This window comes from Rheinheimera tilapiae, from assembly GCF_042432165.1.
Lineage (GTDB): Bacteria > Pseudomonadota > Gammaproteobacteria > Enterobacterales > Alteromonadaceae > Pararheinheimera > Pararheinheimera tilapiae.
Window position 1 is genome coordinate 68,254 of the sequence record NZ_JBHLXP010000003.1, and the last position, 15,632, is coordinate 83,885.

Consider the following 15,632-nt stretch of genomic DNA (forward strand, 5'->3'; position numbering starts at 1 on the left):
TTAGCGCAAAATATCAGCCCGCACTGTGCCGCAGTAGCGGGCTGATTTCTTTATCAAACCACTGTTTTAGTTCAGTTTCTGCCCGTACCAATTCCACATCAGTACAACCGTTAAAACCGGCATAGGCCTGCAATGCTTTGGCAAACTGCTGACAAAAACGGCTTTTGCTGAGCCACTGCTTCTCCAGCTGTAAATGCTGCAACAATAAGCGTTGTTCGCTACGCTGAGCCTTCACATCGACCAGTCCCGCATAAGTAGCACCATAAAAGACAGGCAAGCTGTAATAACCAAACTGGCGTTTTTCCGCAGGGACATAAACCTCCAGCTGATAATCAGCACCGAACCAATGCTGTAGGCGCTGGCGTTGGATCAGCAGGTTATCAAAGGGATTAAGCAAATAGACCGCAGTGGCTTTGGCCGGAATTTGCCATTGCTCGCTGTGACCATAATATGTCTGCCCCTGAAACTGGAAACTCTGCAACACGCCGCTATGTGCCAGCTCCTTGAGCAGTGTTGTCACAGGCGCTTTCATACCCGGCCGTAAATAACTGATTTGTGCGGCTGTCCCCATGGCATGTGACTGCAAAAACCGCTCAATCAGATGACCGGCATATTCCTGCTCATCGGGCACCCGGCAATCAATGCCTGAAGGCAACACCCGCTCAGTTAAATCCAGCACTTTTTGAAAACGTTCACGCCGCACCACCATCAGCTCGCCTTGCATAAACAACTGTTCCAGCGCTTTTTTGGCCGGTTGCCAGTCCCACCAGGGGCCACTGGCTTCAGTGGTTTTGGCAAAATCGGCCGCCTTTAATGGTCCTTCGGCGCGGATGCGCGCCCGCACTTCCTGCATCTGCTGATGATCCGGGGCAAACCAGTGCTTCTGGCCCTGTTGCAATTGGGCTTTGCGATACAGGCTGAAGCGAAAATCGCGCATCGGTAAAAAAGCAGCAGCATGGGACCAGTATTCAAAAATCTGTTTTTGCTGCAACAACTCATCCAGCCACTGTGGCTGGTAGTTTTTAACCCGGTTGAACAACACATGGTGATGCGCCCGTTCCACCACGTTGATCGAATCAATCTGCACATAACCAAGCTGCTCTATAGTCTGCAGCACCCCGCTGCGGCCACTGAGCGGTTTGCTCAGCCCCTGTCGCGCCAGTAGTAACTGCGATAATTCTGCCTGTGTAAGTGGTAACGCAGTGGTCATCAGGAGCCCTTAGAAATTCAGGTAAAAGTCCGCCAGCAACTGCCGGTAAGCCGGACTATATTGCCCTTGCTGATCGCGGATCAGCAACTCCGGCAGATGTTCAGTCGCCATCGGTTGGCGCCCCAGCTCCAGCAAGGTGCGCGACAGCGCTTTATCCGGTTGGCTGCGTACTTGCTGCACCCGCAATAAATACCAGTCTGTACGGAGCGCTAACGCAAGCAGCCGGTCGGCTTCTTCAGTCGGTAAAATCAGGCTAAACCGGCCTTGGGCTGCCAGCAGCGTCGCCGCAGTCTGCAATAATCCGGCAAAAGGCAACTGGTCATTGTGCCGGGCCAACTGCTTTTGGCGGTCAGGATTGGTTAAAGCCGCGGTGAAATACGGTGGATTTGACAGGATCTGCTGATAGCCACGCGCTGCCAAGTGGTCAGCGCTGCCGGGATAGGTTAAAATATCCCGTTCGATCACTCGGATCCGATTGGACCAGGGACTGGCCGCGGCATTTTGCCGGGCTTCTGCCGCTGCGGCGGTATCCAGTTCTACCGCGTCGACCAGTTGCGACGGGCCCGTGCGCTGCGCCAGCATCAGGCTCAGCACGCCGCTGCCACAGCCAATATCGAGGCAATCCCCGGTGGTTGGCACTGACGACCAGGCGCCTAATAGCAATGCATCTGTGCCGACTTTCATCGCACAGTGCTGATGTGATACAAAAAATTGTTTACAACGAAAGCCTGCAGCCATAGCGCCCCGCGCAAAAGCTGCAGTGTAACGGATGCCTCCGCTGTCAGTACAGCGTCGCTCCGCCTAAGTTAACCCAGAAGGTATTTGACTGTGACTGACCTGACGAGCCCGGATGAGATCCTCCGTTTTGCTGATTTTGATCTGGACCCTGCGCTGGCCCGCGCTTTAACTGAAGCCGGTTTTGAAAAACCGACTACGATTCAGCAAGAGGCCATTCCGGTTGGCCTTGAAGGCCGCGACATCCTGGCCAGCGCACCGACCGGGACTGGCAAGACCCTGGCGTTTTTATTACCAGCACTACAATACCTGATTGACTTCCCGCGCCGGGAACCGGGTTTTGCCCGTGCTCTAATCATGACGCCAACCCGCGAACTGGCCTTTCAGATCTTCGAACAACTGCAAATTCTGACCAAACACACCACACTCAATTGCGGCGTGATCACTGGTGGCATCAACTACGGCAGCCACAAAGATACGCTGGAAAAAAATAACGATATTCTGGTCGCGACGCCTGGCCGGCTGATCGAGTATATGAACGAAGAAAGCTTCCAGGCCGACGAAGTGGAAGTATTGATCCTCGACGAAGCCGACCGCATGCTGGACATGGGCTTTGTCGCCGAGATGGATCGCATCATCAGCGATGCTAAACGCCGCCGCCAGACCATGTTGTTCTCTGCGACGCTGGAAGGCGTGGCGATTGAACGTTTTGCCAAACGCGCTTTGAAAGAGCCGGTCACCGTTGAAGCCGAGTCACCGCGCCGGGAAAAAGCCAAGATCCAGCAATGGATCCATCTGGCCGATGACGCCGAGCACAAGCTGGCCCTGTTGACGCATTTGTTGCAACAACCCGAAATGACCAAAGTGATTGTGTTTATCAAAACCCGCGAACGGCTGGCCAGCCTTGCCGGTCAGCTGGAATCCGTTGGTTTAAAAACCTGCTGGTTGCAGGGCGAAATGCCACAGGATAAGCGCCTTCTCGCGGTCTCACGCTTCAGCAAAGGTCTGGTGCGGATCTTACTGGCGACTGACGTAGCCGCGCGTGGCCTCGATATCGATGACATCAGCCATGTGATCAACTTTGATATGCCCCGCACCGCTGATGTGTATGTGCACCGCATTGGCCGTACCGGCCGTGCCGGCAAAAAAGGCATCGCGATCTCTCTGGTGGAGGCGCATGACATTGATATGGTTGGTAAAGTCGAGCGTTACACTGAGACCGCGCTGAAACGCCGCGTGATCGACAGCCTGCGGCCAAAACACAAAGAAGCCAAACCTTCGACCAAAACCAAAAAGCCAAAATCAGTCGCAAAGAAAAAAGCGCTGAAAAAAGCCGCCAAAGCCAAATAACCACTCTTAGTAAGAAAATAAGCCGCGATACAATCGCGGCTTTTTCTTTAAGAAGCGCTGAATGCTCAGCGCTTAAAGCATCCAGGCGTAACTGAACTTAAGGAACACCGAGCGGTCGTCCCGGGTCAGTTGTTGGATCTCATCATCGCTATAGGCGTGATCGCTGTAACCGGCAAAAAACAGAGTCTGCGGGTTCAGTTTGTAACTGTAGAGCAACTGCGTGCCAAGGTTTTTCTCGCGCTCAGTCACAACGCCCTGATTATTCAGCGGGTTTTGTGTGATGTCTGAATAAATCAGCGCCAAACGCACGAAACTACGCACCGAGAACTGGTAACTCAGGCGTAAGTCGGTCAGATTGGCGGTGAACACTTCGGCATCATCAGCGTCCAGTGTGCGGTAGGTGTGGCGCAGTGCGACCTGCGCATGGATATTGGCATTCCAGCGGATCTCCGGTGCAATTTCCAACCCCTCGCCTAAGCGGTTATTGCGAAAATCCAGCTTGTCTCCCATTTCCGTTTCCACTTCGATATAGACACCGGACCAGGGTTGCACCAAAGCAAAAGTACCAATGGTTTGCTCGGTAAACAGCTGAGTATTGGCGTCAACGACCAGTCGACTGCCATCCAACCGGCTACCAACCCGATCGCGCTCCGTCAGCATCAGCGAGACTTCCGACTGCAGCGGGCCATGGACGATTAATTCCGCTTCCGCTTCCTTTTCTAACAGCTCACCGGCCTGACTATGGCTGATATCCCAGTCACCACGCAGTTCAATATTGTTCCACCACTGCGTATCAGAAAACCACTGATACGACGCACCATGCACCTGTTTGGTCCAGTCGGTTTGTGGCATATAACCCATGTCGGCGCGGAATTCTGCGCTATAGCCGAGATAACGGCTGTACCAGCCAAAGCTGCGGCTTTCATGCTCGTACGCCAGATATTGACCAACACCTGACAGATCGTCACCGAGGCGCAACTTCGCTTCGCCTGCAAACTGTGCCGCCAATGCCTGCGGATAGGCGCTGTCACTGTGCAGCAACTGCGCAATCACTTTATCCTGTGCAGTGGCCTGATATTTCAGATCTACGCCATGCACGTAGTTATGGTAATCGTCACTGCTTCTGAGTGTGCTGATCCAGCCCAGCGATAATTTGGGGTCCAGATCAAACCGATAGCGCAGCACCGCGTTGTCACTTTTCTCGTTGATATATCCCAGATCTGAGCTGATATTGCCCGGAACGATGAACGTTGTGTCTTTGTCATTGGCGGCAAAGATGGCAAACGATTGCTGATCGACGCGGCCGGTTAACTTCAGACCAGCATCCGGCGACGACACATTACGGGTATAAACCAAATCCAGCGGTGAGCTGAAATAGTCGGCATTATCGAGGAAAAAAGGCCTTTTTTCGTCAAAAAACAGCGCAAAAGTATCGTTCATCGACACTTGGGCTTCGTCAGCTTCAATCTGCGAAAAATCCGGATTTAACGTGGCGTTCAGGCTGATATCCGGCGTGATACCCCACTTCAGATCCAGGCTCGGTTCGATATTCCGATCGCTTTTCCAGTCGCTATTTTGCTGCGGCTGGACTTCACGTTGCTGCTCCACGCCCATGACCAAAGACGGCACCAGAGTAAAATGGTTGCCCTGCCGGGCACCTTTGAACCCCTCAATGGTTTGCATCTGGCAAATCCAGCACGGATCTTCCCGTTCAATTTTGTTCGAGGATAAACGGTGACGCACATCGCGTGGATAAAATCTCAATAATTCCAACTTCCAGCGCTGCAGATCCAGTCGATCATTAAAATTCAGTAACCGCAGTGGAATCGCGACTTCAATCTGGTAACCAGTCGCAGTGATTTTACCGGCGCTTTGCCAAATACCATCCCAAGCGGCACTTTCCATCTTGGTAATTTCGTTTTCGATCGCATCGCCCTGCACGCCCAAGGCATTAACAAAAAACTGATAAGCCAGTTTGCTGTCATGGTAAGTGTCGAGTTTGATACCAACACTGTCGTCGTCCCACATCTTGTCACGGTCACGATAAAAAGCGCGAATTTGGCTTGGATCCGGATCTTCAGCAACAAAGCTGATATAGAAAAACTCACCGTCTTCCATCACCCGCGCCATGGTTTTCACTGGCGCCGGCGTGTTTTCACCTGGCTTGGTGTCATAAATAATCGGCATTTCACGGGCTTGTTGCCACTGCGGCTCGTTCAGATCCGCATCAATCACAATGGCCGGGGCCACGTGCGGGATCGACAGCGGTTCAGCCGCTGACAGTGTTGCCGGTAGACCGGCAAGCAGCAGCAACGAGACAAATAAAGGAGATTTCAACACAGGCATGCAACATCCATGGAAAAAGAAAACGGCTGAACTCCGGCGACCAGCGCCGAAAAATCAGCCAAGTATAAGGAGCGGTGACGTCCTGTACAGATCCATGCGGTCAATACAAGGCAAGGTGCGGTTACCGGTCTTGCCCGTAGCAATAAGAAGGACGGGAACTCAGCGTTCCCAGTAGGCTTCTTCCAGACTGTCTTCTTTTTCCGGTAAGCCCCGCGATAAACGCGGTGCGCTTTGGTTCAGGATGGCATAGCTGACGCGATTGGCGTATTTACAGATTTGCGCGAACGACGAATAAGCCAGATAGCTTTGTTCGTGTTTACTCGACAGCGGTAAGGCATGACGGTGAAAATGATTGGCGGCAATATCGTGCAAAATTGCCGCTAACGCGCCATCACCGGCACCATTGGTATTTTTGATCCGCTCTGGCCCGCCGAGATAAGGATCAATGTGTGAATACACCTTCATCGGATCCACACAGTGTTTTTTCTGCATCGGCCGGCTGAATTCAAATTCGTTGTAATCAGGTAAAGCACCGGATTTAATCGGATTGGTGGTTTCACGGCGCGCGCTGGCGTCGGTGTAACCACACAGATACAAGCCTTCAGGTCCGGCAGTGACCAGAACCATATCAGTCAGTTCCAGCGCTGCTTCAGCGGCCTGCAACGGATCCGTGATGCCAGTCAGCGCTGCGGCTTCCAGCTCGTTCATCGCCAACATATCGACGTAATCACGTACTGTGCTGAGGATCAATTCGCGGTGCTCTTCGACCAGATGTTTGGTCCCCAGACTCATCACCACCGGCACGCCATGACGCTTGGCCAGTTCCAGAGTACGGAACATCGCCTGCTGGATTGGCTGGCCGCTGGCACGCAGCGGATAAGCGCTGAGTACCAACGCAGCTGCTTTAGCTATAATATCTTCCGGAATCGCGTCTGCACTCAGTTCATCCATTGCGCCCGGATCTATCACGAATGTGCGTTCGCCATCCGGCGTGATCATGGTGATACCACGGCCAATATCGCCAGCAACACCATGCAGATGATTCATATCGACTTTGCTGCTGGTATGGCAGAGATAATGATAAGCCGGCGAACCCAGCGCGATATTGGCCGACATCACACCCAGTAACACTGATTTGTCATCCGCTAGCACTGAGTAGTTGTGAATAGTATTGCCGATGGTGCCACCGGCGAAGTGATCGGAAATGGCGGCACTTTGCACCAGTTCCTGGTAAATCTGGTCGGCTTTACCGTGTTCGACCAAATTCGACAAGCCTTTGCCGATGCCGTATTTCTGCAGGAATTCGTCGCTGACATTGGCCAGCACATCCACAATCGTCTGGTCCAGGCCGACCACATAAGTATCAAGTTCGGGTCTGACTTCAAAACTGGGTAACTGTGGTTTTGGCGAAGACACCGGGAAATAATGCTTCAGTTTACGGCGGCCGGGAAATTTCATAACGGATTCTCAGAGAAGGTCAGTCCAGTATTTTAGCAAAACTGACCGGTCACGGACTAGGGCGTGTTGACGTTTGGTGTTTGTTTTTGCAGCAGTTTGACAGCTTTTTATGCAAGGCAGTGCGAGAGCCGTGTAGTTATTCTACTCAAACGAGCACTAACGCCGCAGAAAGAGCTGCCAAACGCTGCCCGAAGGGTTCGTTTGGTGGCGCTTTGGGCTTTGTCACTCGTTGCTCACATAGAATCACTATGCTACGCGCCTCGTTTCGCGCCCAAAGCGCCACCAACTCGAACAAAACTTAATCACCAAACGTCAACACGCCCTAGGGCGTCTGGCTTAATTACAACAGATCAATACTGCAGAGGTTAACCAGCGTCGGCTTCTGCACGTAAAAAGGTCAGCTCATGGGCTTTGGACTGCTCCGGGCTAAAGCGGTAGCCCGCGACAGAGAAATTCTGCAAAGCTTCAATCGAATCCGCTTGTTGTTCAATCACATAACGAGCCATCAAACCACGCGCTTTCTTGGCAAAAAAGCTGATGATTTTATACTGACCATTTTTCTGATCTTTAAACTGCACGTTAATCAGCGGCTTCGCCAATAACTTAGGTTTCACCGCTTTAAAATATTCCTGCGACGCCAGATTCAATAAAAATGGCGCGCTGAGCTGTTCAAGTTGTTGGTTTAAGCTGTCAGTGATTTGACTGCCCCAGAACTGGTATAAGTCTTTGCCACGCGGATTGGTCAGGCTGGTGCCCATCTCCAGCCGGTAGGGCTGCATCAGGTCCAGTGGTCGTAATACCCCATACAAACCACTGAGGATCCGCAAATGCTGCTGAGCATAGTCCAGCTGCGGATCAGTCAGGCTCTGTGCCTGCAGCCCCTGATACACATCACCGTTAAAAGCAAACAGTGCGGCTTTGGCGTTGTCCGGCGTAAATGGTAAATGCCAGCTGCTAAAACGTGCCGCATTCAGACCGGCAAGTTTGTCACTGATATGCATCAGCTGACTGAGGTCGGCCGGCGTCAAAGTGCGGCAAACGGTGTTTAATTCGGCTGCATCCGTCAGAAAATCAGCTTGCGTCAACGGCAGTTGGCGCGATAACGGGGAAAAGTCTAGATCTTTTGCCGGAGAAATAACCATCAACATCGGTGCACATTCCTGAAGGTAAAACTGCGGGCGCGACTATAAGCTGCGGTCAAGCCAGTTGCAACAGCGAGTTCAGCTCTTTCATCACTGCCGCAAACCGTTTAGTGTTGCCTTCATTCAACTCACTCTGTTCCAGGATCTCGACACAGCGGCGCGCCAGTCGGGCGGTATCTTTGGTCACACCACCAATTTTGCTGATAGTCTGCAGTAAGTTCAGTGCCAGACTTGGGTTGTAAGGCATGTAGTCAAAGGCTTTGATAAAAAACTCCAGCGCTCGGCCATAATAGCCATTCTGATAGGCATCTAACCCATCATTGTTCAGCGTTTTGATTTCTTCACGCAGATTGTCATGGGCTTTGTGTTCCGTCTGGATCAACACAGTCAGGGTATTGGCCAGTAAATCATCGTGTTCGGCCATCGCATCGAGTTGTTGCATATATTCGTCGCTACGCGACAAATTACCGGCTTCAAAATAAGCTTTGGCTTTGTCCAGACAAGCTTCTGCGGTCAGCGGTTTACCGGTTTGTGCGGCATCACTTTTAGCCAGCAGCTCTCTGGCTTCGTCTATGTTGCCACGTAACACTGCGACCCGAGCCCGGATGGCCATTTCTTCATGCAGATAGGACTCCAACGAAAACCGCTTGCCAATATTGGCCAGGATGTCATCTATTTTTTTGAAATGGCGGGTTTGTTCTAATTTATTCGCGTCTTTGGTCTGCTCCAGAATTGCACGGGCATAATTCAAAAAGTTGTCTGGTGTGTCAAAAATAGAGTAACGCGCGGCTTGTTGTAGCCGGGCATAAATTTTGACCGCATCCTCTTTCAATCCATTGATATTCGCCAGATTCGCCAATGCTTTTTGCCGCTGGTAGTTTTTCGGCGACAGTTTGGTGACTTCGTTCAACGTATCATAGGCGTCTTTATATAACTGACGTTTTAAAAACAGCCGTGACAACCAGTCCAGTGCTTCAACCCGGGTTTCATCCATCTTGCTGAGTTCACGCAGTTCAAACTCGGCTTCCAGCCAGCGCTGCTGACAAAACCTTGCAATCGCAAGCCCAAGCTTGGCCCAGGCATAATCACGCCGCGCCAGAATGGTGATATAAAGCTGCTCGGCGGCCTGATAATACTCAATTTCTAGCAGCAGTTCGCCGCGTAGCCGCAGAGCATACACGGCATAGTCTGGATCATTCTTCACTACCAGTTCACAAGAGTTGGCCGCTTCGATAAACTTCTCTTCGGCAATCTCTTTGTAAACCTGATGCAATGCATGTTTGATCTCAAAAGCGCGCATCAGGCGTTTTTCCAGCTGTACAAAAGAAAATGGTTTGAGTAGATAAGTATCCGGTTGCAGTTCAACCACGCCATGCACAATCTGGCGTTGGCTCTCGGCACTGATAATAATGAAGCAACAGCCTGGTTTGAGCAGTCTCAGATGTTTCAGCGCTTCGAATAGCTGATAACCATCTTTGCCCTCACCGAGGTTGAAATCGGATAAAATGAAGTCATATTGAATTTCTGTGCAATTGGCGATAGCCGCATTGGCATCGGCAGCCGCTGCAATATGTTCGAAACCAATTTTTTGTAGCATGCCTTTAATCGACGCCCGGACCGGATCGCAGTCGTCCACTATCAGTACTTTTTTCGATTTGTAAAATCTGGGATTCAAATATTGCACTGCCTTAACAAATTGCGACCAAACAGCCGTACATGGCGCGAATACCCGTTCGAGGCCGGAACAACCGACTGGAACAAACTATAGTAATGTGACAAAAAATCAGCAATAAGCTCAGCAGAATTCTGTGAATTGACACACTTTCTGTTGTAATATTCCTACATAATTACACTTTTAAGCAGCATTCGTGCTGAAACTGCGACTAAAAATGGTTAAATAACAATATGACAACACTCCTCGAACAACTCAAAGCAGTCACTACAGTCGTCGTCGATAGTGGTGACCTGAACGCCATCGAACAGTTCCGTCCGGTCGATGCTACCACTAACCCATCTTTACTGCTCAATGCCAGTGCTTTGGATTTTGCCAAACCGTTACTCGCTGCTGCTGCCAACTATGCAAAAAGCAAAACGGCCGATCAGGCAGAGCAGATCAGTATTGCCGGCGACAAGTTTGCCGTCGACGTAGGCACTGCTATCAGTAAACTGGTACCAGGCCGAGTCTCTACTGAAGTGGATGCCCGCTTAAGTTTTGATACCGCAGCCACTATCGCCAAAGCGCATCAGCTGGTCGCGTTGTATCAGGAAAATGGCATTGGCAAAGACAAAATCCTGATCAAAATCGCCTCGACCTGGGAAGGCATTCAGGCTGCCCGTCAGCTGGAAAAAGAAGGGATTCAATGTAACCTGACGTTGTTGTTCCATCTGTGCCAGGCCCGCGCTTGTGCCGAAGCCGGCGTGTTCTTAATTTCGCCATTTGTCGGTCGCATTCTGGACTGGTACAAAGCCAGCACCGGTTTAAGCTATGACGCAGAAAGTGATCCGGGTGTGATTTCTGTGCGCGAAATCTACCGCTATTTCAAACAACATGGCCATAAAACCATCGTCATGGGTGCCAGCTTCCGTAACGTTGGCGAAGTATTAGCTCTGGCCGGCTGCGACCGCCTGACCATCGCTCCGGCGCTACTTGATGAGCTGAGTAAACAAAGCGGTGACCTGACGGTCCATTTGCAGGATCAGGGCGTCACTGCTGAGAAACCTGCAGAGTTATCTGAACAAGCTTTCCGCTGGGCACTGAACGAAGACGCAATGGCCACGGAAAAACTGGCCGAAGGGATCCGTAAATTTGCCATTGACCAGCGCAAGCTGGAACAAGTGATCACTGCCGCGCTCGCTTAAGCGCGGCTTTTTTAACAGGAGTTTATTATGTCGTCTGCAGTCTGGAGCGAATTGGCAGCGCTTGCCAAAGCCCCGTTGAACCTGCGTCAGGAGTTTGCTGAAGATCCACAGCGCGCACAGCGTTTTACCGCCAAAGCGCTCGGCATCACTTTGGATTACTCGAAGAATCTGATCACGCAAGGCATTTGGCAGCAACTGCTCCAGCTGGCCGCGCAAAGTCCATTACAGGCCAAACGCGCCGCGATGTTTGCCGGCGACAAAATTAATAACACCGAAGACCGCTCCGTTTGGCACGTCGCACTGCGCGCTCCGGCTGATCAGCCGTTGCAACTGGACGGTGAAGATCTGCAGGCGCAAATTGCGGCCTGCCGCGCACAAATGTATGCGCTGGTGGAACAGCTCAATAGCCGCCGGTATCTGGGTTATCGGGGCGAACCAATTACCGATTTAGTTTGGATTGGCATTGGCGGTTCCTTACTCGGCCCGCAAATGGCACTGGAGGCCTTAACGCCTTATAACCAAAGCCCGGTTAAAGTGCATTTTGCCGGCAATATCGATGGCGCCGTCGTCAGTGATGTGGTGAAGCCATTGAATCCGGCAACCACGCTGGTGTTTGTTGCGTCCAAATCATTTGGCACCGAAGAAACCAAACAGAATGCTTTAGCTGTGCGTCAGTGGTTCCTCGATAGTGGTGCCGATAAAGCCGCGATTGCCCAGCATTTCTGGGCCACCTCTTCCAATATCAAAGCGGCTGCTGAGTTTGGCATCGATGCATCGCATATCCTGCCAATGTGGGATTGGGTTGGTGGCCGCTATTCTCTATGGTCAGCCATCGGTTTCCCACTCTGCCTGACGCTTGGCGTTGCACAGTTTGAGAACCTGCTTGCTGGTGCGCGCGACATGGATACTCACTTCCGTGATGCGCCGCTGGAGCAAAATTTGCCAGTGATTCTGGCGCTGCTGGGTGTCTGGTATATCAATGGTCTTGGCTGTCAGGCCCAGGCATTATTACCCTACAGCCATTATCTGCGTTTGTTGCCGTCTTATGTCCAGCAACTGGATATGGAAAGTAACGGCAAGAGTGTCGACGTCAATGGCGCAGCTCTTACTGATGCCACAGCCCCGGTGATTTGGGGCGATGCCGGTACTAATGGTCAACATGCCTACCATCAGCTGCTGCACCAAAGTGCTTTAGCGGTGCCCGCTGACTTTATTTTGCCCGTGAAGGTCTCGCATCATTTGGCTGATCACCATCACCGGCTGGCGGCGCATTGTTTTGCGCAGTCGCAAGCCCTGATGCAAGGCAAAACCATTGCCGAAGCCAAGGCTGAAGTGCTGGCGCAAGGTGGCTCAGCAGCTCAGGCTGAATTCCTGGCACCGCATAAAGCGTCTCCGGGCAACAAACCCAGCAACACATTACTACTGCCAGAGTTGTCGCCGTACTACCTGGGTGCTCTGATCGCGCTGTATGAGCACAAGGTTTTTGTGCAGGGCGTGCTGTGGAACATCAACTCATTTGATCAGTGGGGCGTCGAACTCGGTAAGCAATTATCGACACCGATTTATCAGGTGTTATCCGATGCTGCCAGTCATGCTTTTGACAGCTCGACAGAGCAACTAATCAGTCAGTTCAAGCAAGGCTAAACTGCTGGATTTGCTTATTTTTTAGAAAGAAAAAGGGGCCTCACGGCTCCTTTTTTTTCGCTGCCATTTCTCATTCATCTTCGCTTCATTTTTCTGTCATCGATGTATTTTATTTTGTCAAAAAATGTGGTATCAATTTTGTTGAAAATAACAACAACAATGTAGCGAGGTGAAGTATGGAAAGCTTTGACGACTTACTGACTATGTTGGAACGACCAGCCGCGAAAAGCCGGCCGGTGAAGCGCAAATGGCGCGAGATCGAAGCCGTGAAGGAGCGGCAGCGTCTGAAAAAAGAGCTCGAAGATATTGACTGGAGCTTAGAAGACGACCTGTTTGAACAACTGATTTAACGTAAAGAGCCCGACCTTCACAGGTTGGGCTTTTTACTTTGGAACATTGCTCAAATAGCGCTCGCTGATTTGCCTAATAAAAAAACCGGAGGTAACTCCGGTTTTTTATTGCGCGGGATCGCGCTGTTGCCGGTCATATCCAGACATTTGCCCGATCACGGCGATGATACTCGGCCAATTGCCGTTTTGAATCATTTCTTTCTGCTGCGGCAAGATCGCTTAGAAAAGATTTCACCTGACGGTGAGTTACTTTCTTTTGTGTCGACAAAAGAAAGTAACCAAAGAAAACTCGAACCCGGTTACGCTCGAAAGCCCGATGAAAATCAACAGTTTGAGGCGCTGGGGCAACTCGCGCGGCGCTACCATCACCGCACTCAAACACTCCCCAGCTTAAGACCTCAAACTATTGATTTGCATCGGCTCGCTTCAACGGGTATCAGGGTTTTCTAGATGGATCATCTGAAACGCCAATTCAATAAAAAAGCCAACTACTGCAGAAGGCTGCCCGTTGGAGCCAGCAGATCAAAGATTAAAGCCTACACCTGCCAATCCACCGGCGTTTTGCCCATTTGCGCCAGCAACTCATTGGCCTTAACGAAGTGGCCGCAACCTAAAAAGCCACGGTGTGCCGACAACGGCGATGGATGCGGCGCGGTCAGCACGTGATGTCGGCTCTTGTCGATGAACTTTTGTTTATTAATCGCGTGTGAGCCCCACAGCAAAAACACCACAGGCTCTGCTTTGGCACTGATGGCTTTAATCACATTGTCGGTAAAGGTTTCCCAGCCCAAATGACGATGCGAGTTGGGCTCGTTCGCGACCACCGTTAATACAGTGTTGAGCAGCAATACGCCCTGACGGGCCCAGCTTTCCAGATAACCATGCTTGGGTATCACAAAATCCGGGTATTCCAGTGCCAACTCTTTGTAGATGTTTTTTAAACTCGGTGGCACCGGAATGTCCGGGCGCACCGAGAAGCACAAACCATGCGCCTGATTCGGCCCATGGTAAGGGTCTTGGCCGATGATGACGATTTTCAGCTGGTCAAACTCGGTATAACGAAAAGCGTTAAACACATCGGCTTCCGGCGGATAAATCACCGTACCGGCGGCACGCGCCTGTTTGACCGCCTCAACAGCTTGCTGAAAATACGGCTGCGTTTTTTCCGCGCCAATCACTTCTTGCCAGGACAACTGCACTTTTTACTCCAGACTTAATAGTACTTTGCGCAATTCTACAAAATCGGCCTGCAGATCGCCCGCTAAACTTGGCTCACCGGCGACCGCTGCTAACGCAGGCGGTAACGCAATCGGGTTGCCGAGGATGTTTTCCACCGATTCCTTAAACTTGGCCGGATGCGCGGTCCCCAGAAACAGACCATATTCACCAGGCTGAAGTTCGCGTTTTAACGCGCGATAAGCCACCGCCGCGTGCGGCTCGGACAAATAGCCCAATTGCGATAACTGGCGCACACCGAGCTGGGTATCTTCTTCATCCACTACTTGCGTCGACAGCGCCGAACGCTCGATCACGCCTTGCGCCAACAAATCTTCGACCCGCGGCCAGTTATTCGGCGCACTGACGTCCATCGCATTGGACAAAGTCGCCACTGTTTTATTCACCTGCCACTGCCCGCTCTGCCAATAACGCGGCACGGTGTCATTAGCATTGGTCGCGGCGATCATCCGTTTAATCGGCAGGCCCAGTGTTTTGGCAATGAGCCCCGCTGTCAGGTTACCGAAGTTACCGCTTGGCACTGAGATCACCAGCTGTTCGCGCTGGGCCGGTGTTAACTGCGCCACGGCTTCGAAGTAATAACAGACCTGGGCAAATAAACGGCTGATATTAATCGAGTTAGCAGAGTTGATATTAAGCCGGCCAACCAGATCGCGATCGTTAAATACTTCTTTCACCAGCGCCTGACACTGGTCAAAATCACCATCAACCGCCAGCGTATGGATATTGTCACCCAGCGTGGTAAACAGTTTTTCTTGCAACACTGAGATCTTGCCTTTCGGGAACAGGATCACCACCTGCACACCGGCTTGGCGATAAAACGCGTGCGCAACCGCGGCACCGGTATCACCTGAAGTGGCGGTCACGATAGTGGTGCGGCTGACATTGGAGCGTTGCTGCGCAGCGAGCAGCGCGCGCGCCATAAAACGACCGCCAAAGTCTTTGAAGGCTAATGTCGGGCCATGGAACAGTTCCAGACAGCCGATGTCGTCGGTCACAGGCGCCACTGGCGCCGGGAAATAAAAAGCTTCGCCCAGCATTTGTTCCAGCTCGGCTAGCGGCAGCTCATCCCCAATCAATGCGTGTAGTAAATGGGCGCTGCGTTTAGCAAACGGCATCGCCAGCAGCGCGTCGACATCGACTGTTGGCCAGCTGGCCGGGAAAAACAAACCTTGTTGCTCACCGAGGCCAATCCGCACTGCATCTAAAAAACTGACCTGCTGTGCCGGTACTTTGATATTTCTTAACAACATAATATTTCCTGGAGCATTGCTGCTAAATCATTGAATTTATTGTTCTGCT

The 15,632-nt window shown here is 51.6% G+C and carries 13 protein-coding genes; 5 read left to right on the forward strand and 8 right to left on the reverse strand.

Annotation, left to right across the window (positions count from 1 at the left end; translation table 11 throughout):
- Positions 1-13: 13 nt before the first annotated feature.
- Positions 14-1,210: a winged helix-turn-helix domain-containing protein gene (locus ACFFJP_RS11240; RefSeq protein WP_377243669.1), complete on the reverse strand. Its 1,197-nt coding sequence runs from the start codon at positions 1,208-1,210 to the stop codon at positions 14-16.
- Positions 1,211-1,219: 9 nt separating this feature from the next.
- Positions 1,220-1,894 carry a tRNA1(Val) (adenine(37)-N6)-methyltransferase gene (locus ACFFJP_RS11245; protein ID WP_377243672.1) on the reverse strand — a complete coding sequence of 225 codons (675 nt, stop codon included), beginning with the start codon at positions 1,892-1,894 and terminating at the stop codon, positions 1,220-1,222.
- Positions 1,895-2,038: 144 nt separating this feature from the next.
- On the opposite strand from ACFFJP_RS11245, the gene srmB reads away from it, so the two are divergent.
- Entirely contained in the window at positions 2,039-3,295 is a 1,257-nt protein-coding gene (gene srmB / locus ACFFJP_RS11250; RefSeq protein ID WP_377243675.1) for an ATP-dependent RNA helicase SrmB, read from the forward strand.
- 72 nt (positions 3,296-3,367) lie between these two features.
- On the opposite strand, the gene ACFFJP_RS11255 is transcribed toward srmB, so the two are convergent.
- From ACFFJP_RS11255 to ACFFJP_RS11270, 4 genes are all read right to left on the reverse strand, one after another.
- On the reverse strand, positions 3,368-5,641 hold the full coding sequence (locus ACFFJP_RS11255) for a carbohydrate binding family 9 domain-containing protein (protein WP_377243678.1): 2,274 nt from the start codon (positions 5,639-5,641) through the stop codon (positions 3,368-3,370).
- 159 nt (positions 5,642-5,800) lie between these two features.
- Positions 5,801-7,099 (reverse strand): inosine/guanosine kinase, encoded by a 1,299-nt coding sequence (locus ACFFJP_RS11260; protein ID WP_377243681.1) that lies wholly within the window; start codon positions 7,097-7,099, stop codon positions 5,801-5,803.
- Between the two features lie 365 nt (positions 7,100-7,464).
- Entirely contained in the window at positions 7,465-8,247 is a 783-nt protein-coding gene (gene yaaA, locus ACFFJP_RS11265; protein ID WP_377243684.1) for a peroxide stress protein YaaA, read from the reverse strand.
- Between the two features lie 49 nt (positions 8,248-8,296).
- Complete coding sequence (locus ACFFJP_RS11270; protein WP_377243687.1) at positions 8,297-9,916, reverse strand: response regulator; 1,620 nt, start codon at positions 9,914-9,916, stop codon at positions 8,297-8,299.
- A gap of 230 nt (positions 9,917-10,146) precedes the next feature.
- Here ACFFJP_RS11270 and tal point away from each other — a divergent pair, with 230 nt between their 5' ends.
- From tal to ACFFJP_RS11290, 4 genes are all read left to right on the forward strand, one after another.
- Positions 10,147-11,100, forward strand: a complete 954-nt coding sequence (gene tal, locus ACFFJP_RS11275) for a transaldolase (RefSeq protein ID WP_377243690.1) — start codon at positions 10,147-10,149, stop codon at positions 11,098-11,100.
- Positions 11,101-11,127: 27 nt separating this feature from the next.
- Positions 11,128-12,744 (forward strand): glucose-6-phosphate isomerase, encoded by a 1,617-nt coding sequence (gene pgi, locus ACFFJP_RS11280; RefSeq protein ID WP_377243693.1) that lies wholly within the window; start codon positions 11,128-11,130, stop codon positions 12,742-12,744.
- 176 nt (positions 12,745-12,920) lie between these two features.
- Positions 12,921-13,094: a DUF3545 family protein gene (locus tag ACFFJP_RS11285; protein ID WP_208931659.1), complete on the forward strand. Its 174-nt coding sequence runs from the start codon at positions 12,921-12,923 to the stop codon at positions 13,092-13,094.
- Between the two features lie 24 nt (positions 13,095-13,118).
- Positions 13,119-13,544 carry a hypothetical protein gene (locus ACFFJP_RS11290; protein ID WP_377243697.1) on the forward strand — a complete coding sequence of 142 codons (426 nt, stop codon included), beginning with the start codon at positions 13,119-13,121 and terminating at the stop codon, positions 13,542-13,544.
- 86 nt (positions 13,545-13,630) lie between these two features.
- On the opposite strand, the gene ung is transcribed toward ACFFJP_RS11290, so the two are convergent.
- Positions 13,631-14,293 (reverse strand): uracil-DNA glycosylase, encoded by a 663-nt coding sequence (ung, locus tag ACFFJP_RS11295; protein WP_377243700.1) that lies wholly within the window; start codon positions 14,291-14,293, stop codon positions 13,631-13,633.
- A gap of 3 nt (positions 14,294-14,296) precedes the next feature.
- A complete protein-coding gene (gene thrC / locus ACFFJP_RS11300; RefSeq protein ID WP_377243703.1) occupies positions 14,297-15,583 on the reverse strand; it encodes a threonine synthase in 1,287 nt (428 codons plus the stop codon).
- Positions 15,584-15,632 lie beyond the last annotated feature (49 nt).

Coding starts and splice junctions, on each gene's coding strand:
- ACFFJP_RS11240 (WP_377243669.1), bottom strand. CDS start 1,210: ATGACCACTGCGTTACCACTTACACAGGCAGAATTATCGCAGTTACTA.
- ACFFJP_RS11245 (WP_377243672.1), bottom strand. CDS start 1,894: ATGAAAGTCGGCACAGATGCATTGCTATTAGGCGCCTGGTCGTCAGTG.
- ACFFJP_RS11255 (WP_377243678.1), bottom strand. CDS start 5,641: ATGCCTGTGTTGAAATCTCCTTTATTTGTCTCGTTGCTGCTGCTTGCC.
- ACFFJP_RS11260 (WP_377243681.1), bottom strand. CDS start 7,099: ATGAAATTTCCCGGCCGCCGTAAACTGAAGCATTATTTCCCGGTGTCT.
- yaaA (WP_377243684.1), bottom strand. CDS start 8,247: ATGTTGATGGTTATTTCTCCGGCAAAAGATCTAGACTTTTCCCCGTTA.
- tal (WP_377243690.1), top strand. CDS start 10,147: ATGACAACACTCCTCGAACAACTCAAAGCAGTCACTACAGTCGTCGTC.
- pgi (WP_377243693.1), top strand. CDS start 11,128: ATGTCGTCTGCAGTCTGGAGCGAATTGGCAGCGCTTGCCAAAGCCCCG.
- ACFFJP_RS11285 (WP_208931659.1), top strand. CDS start 12,921: ATGGAAAGCTTTGACGACTTACTGACTATGTTGGAACGACCAGCCGCG.
- thrC (WP_377243703.1), bottom strand. CDS start 15,583: ATGTTGTTAAGAAATATCAAAGTACCGGCACAGCAGGTCAGTTTTTTA.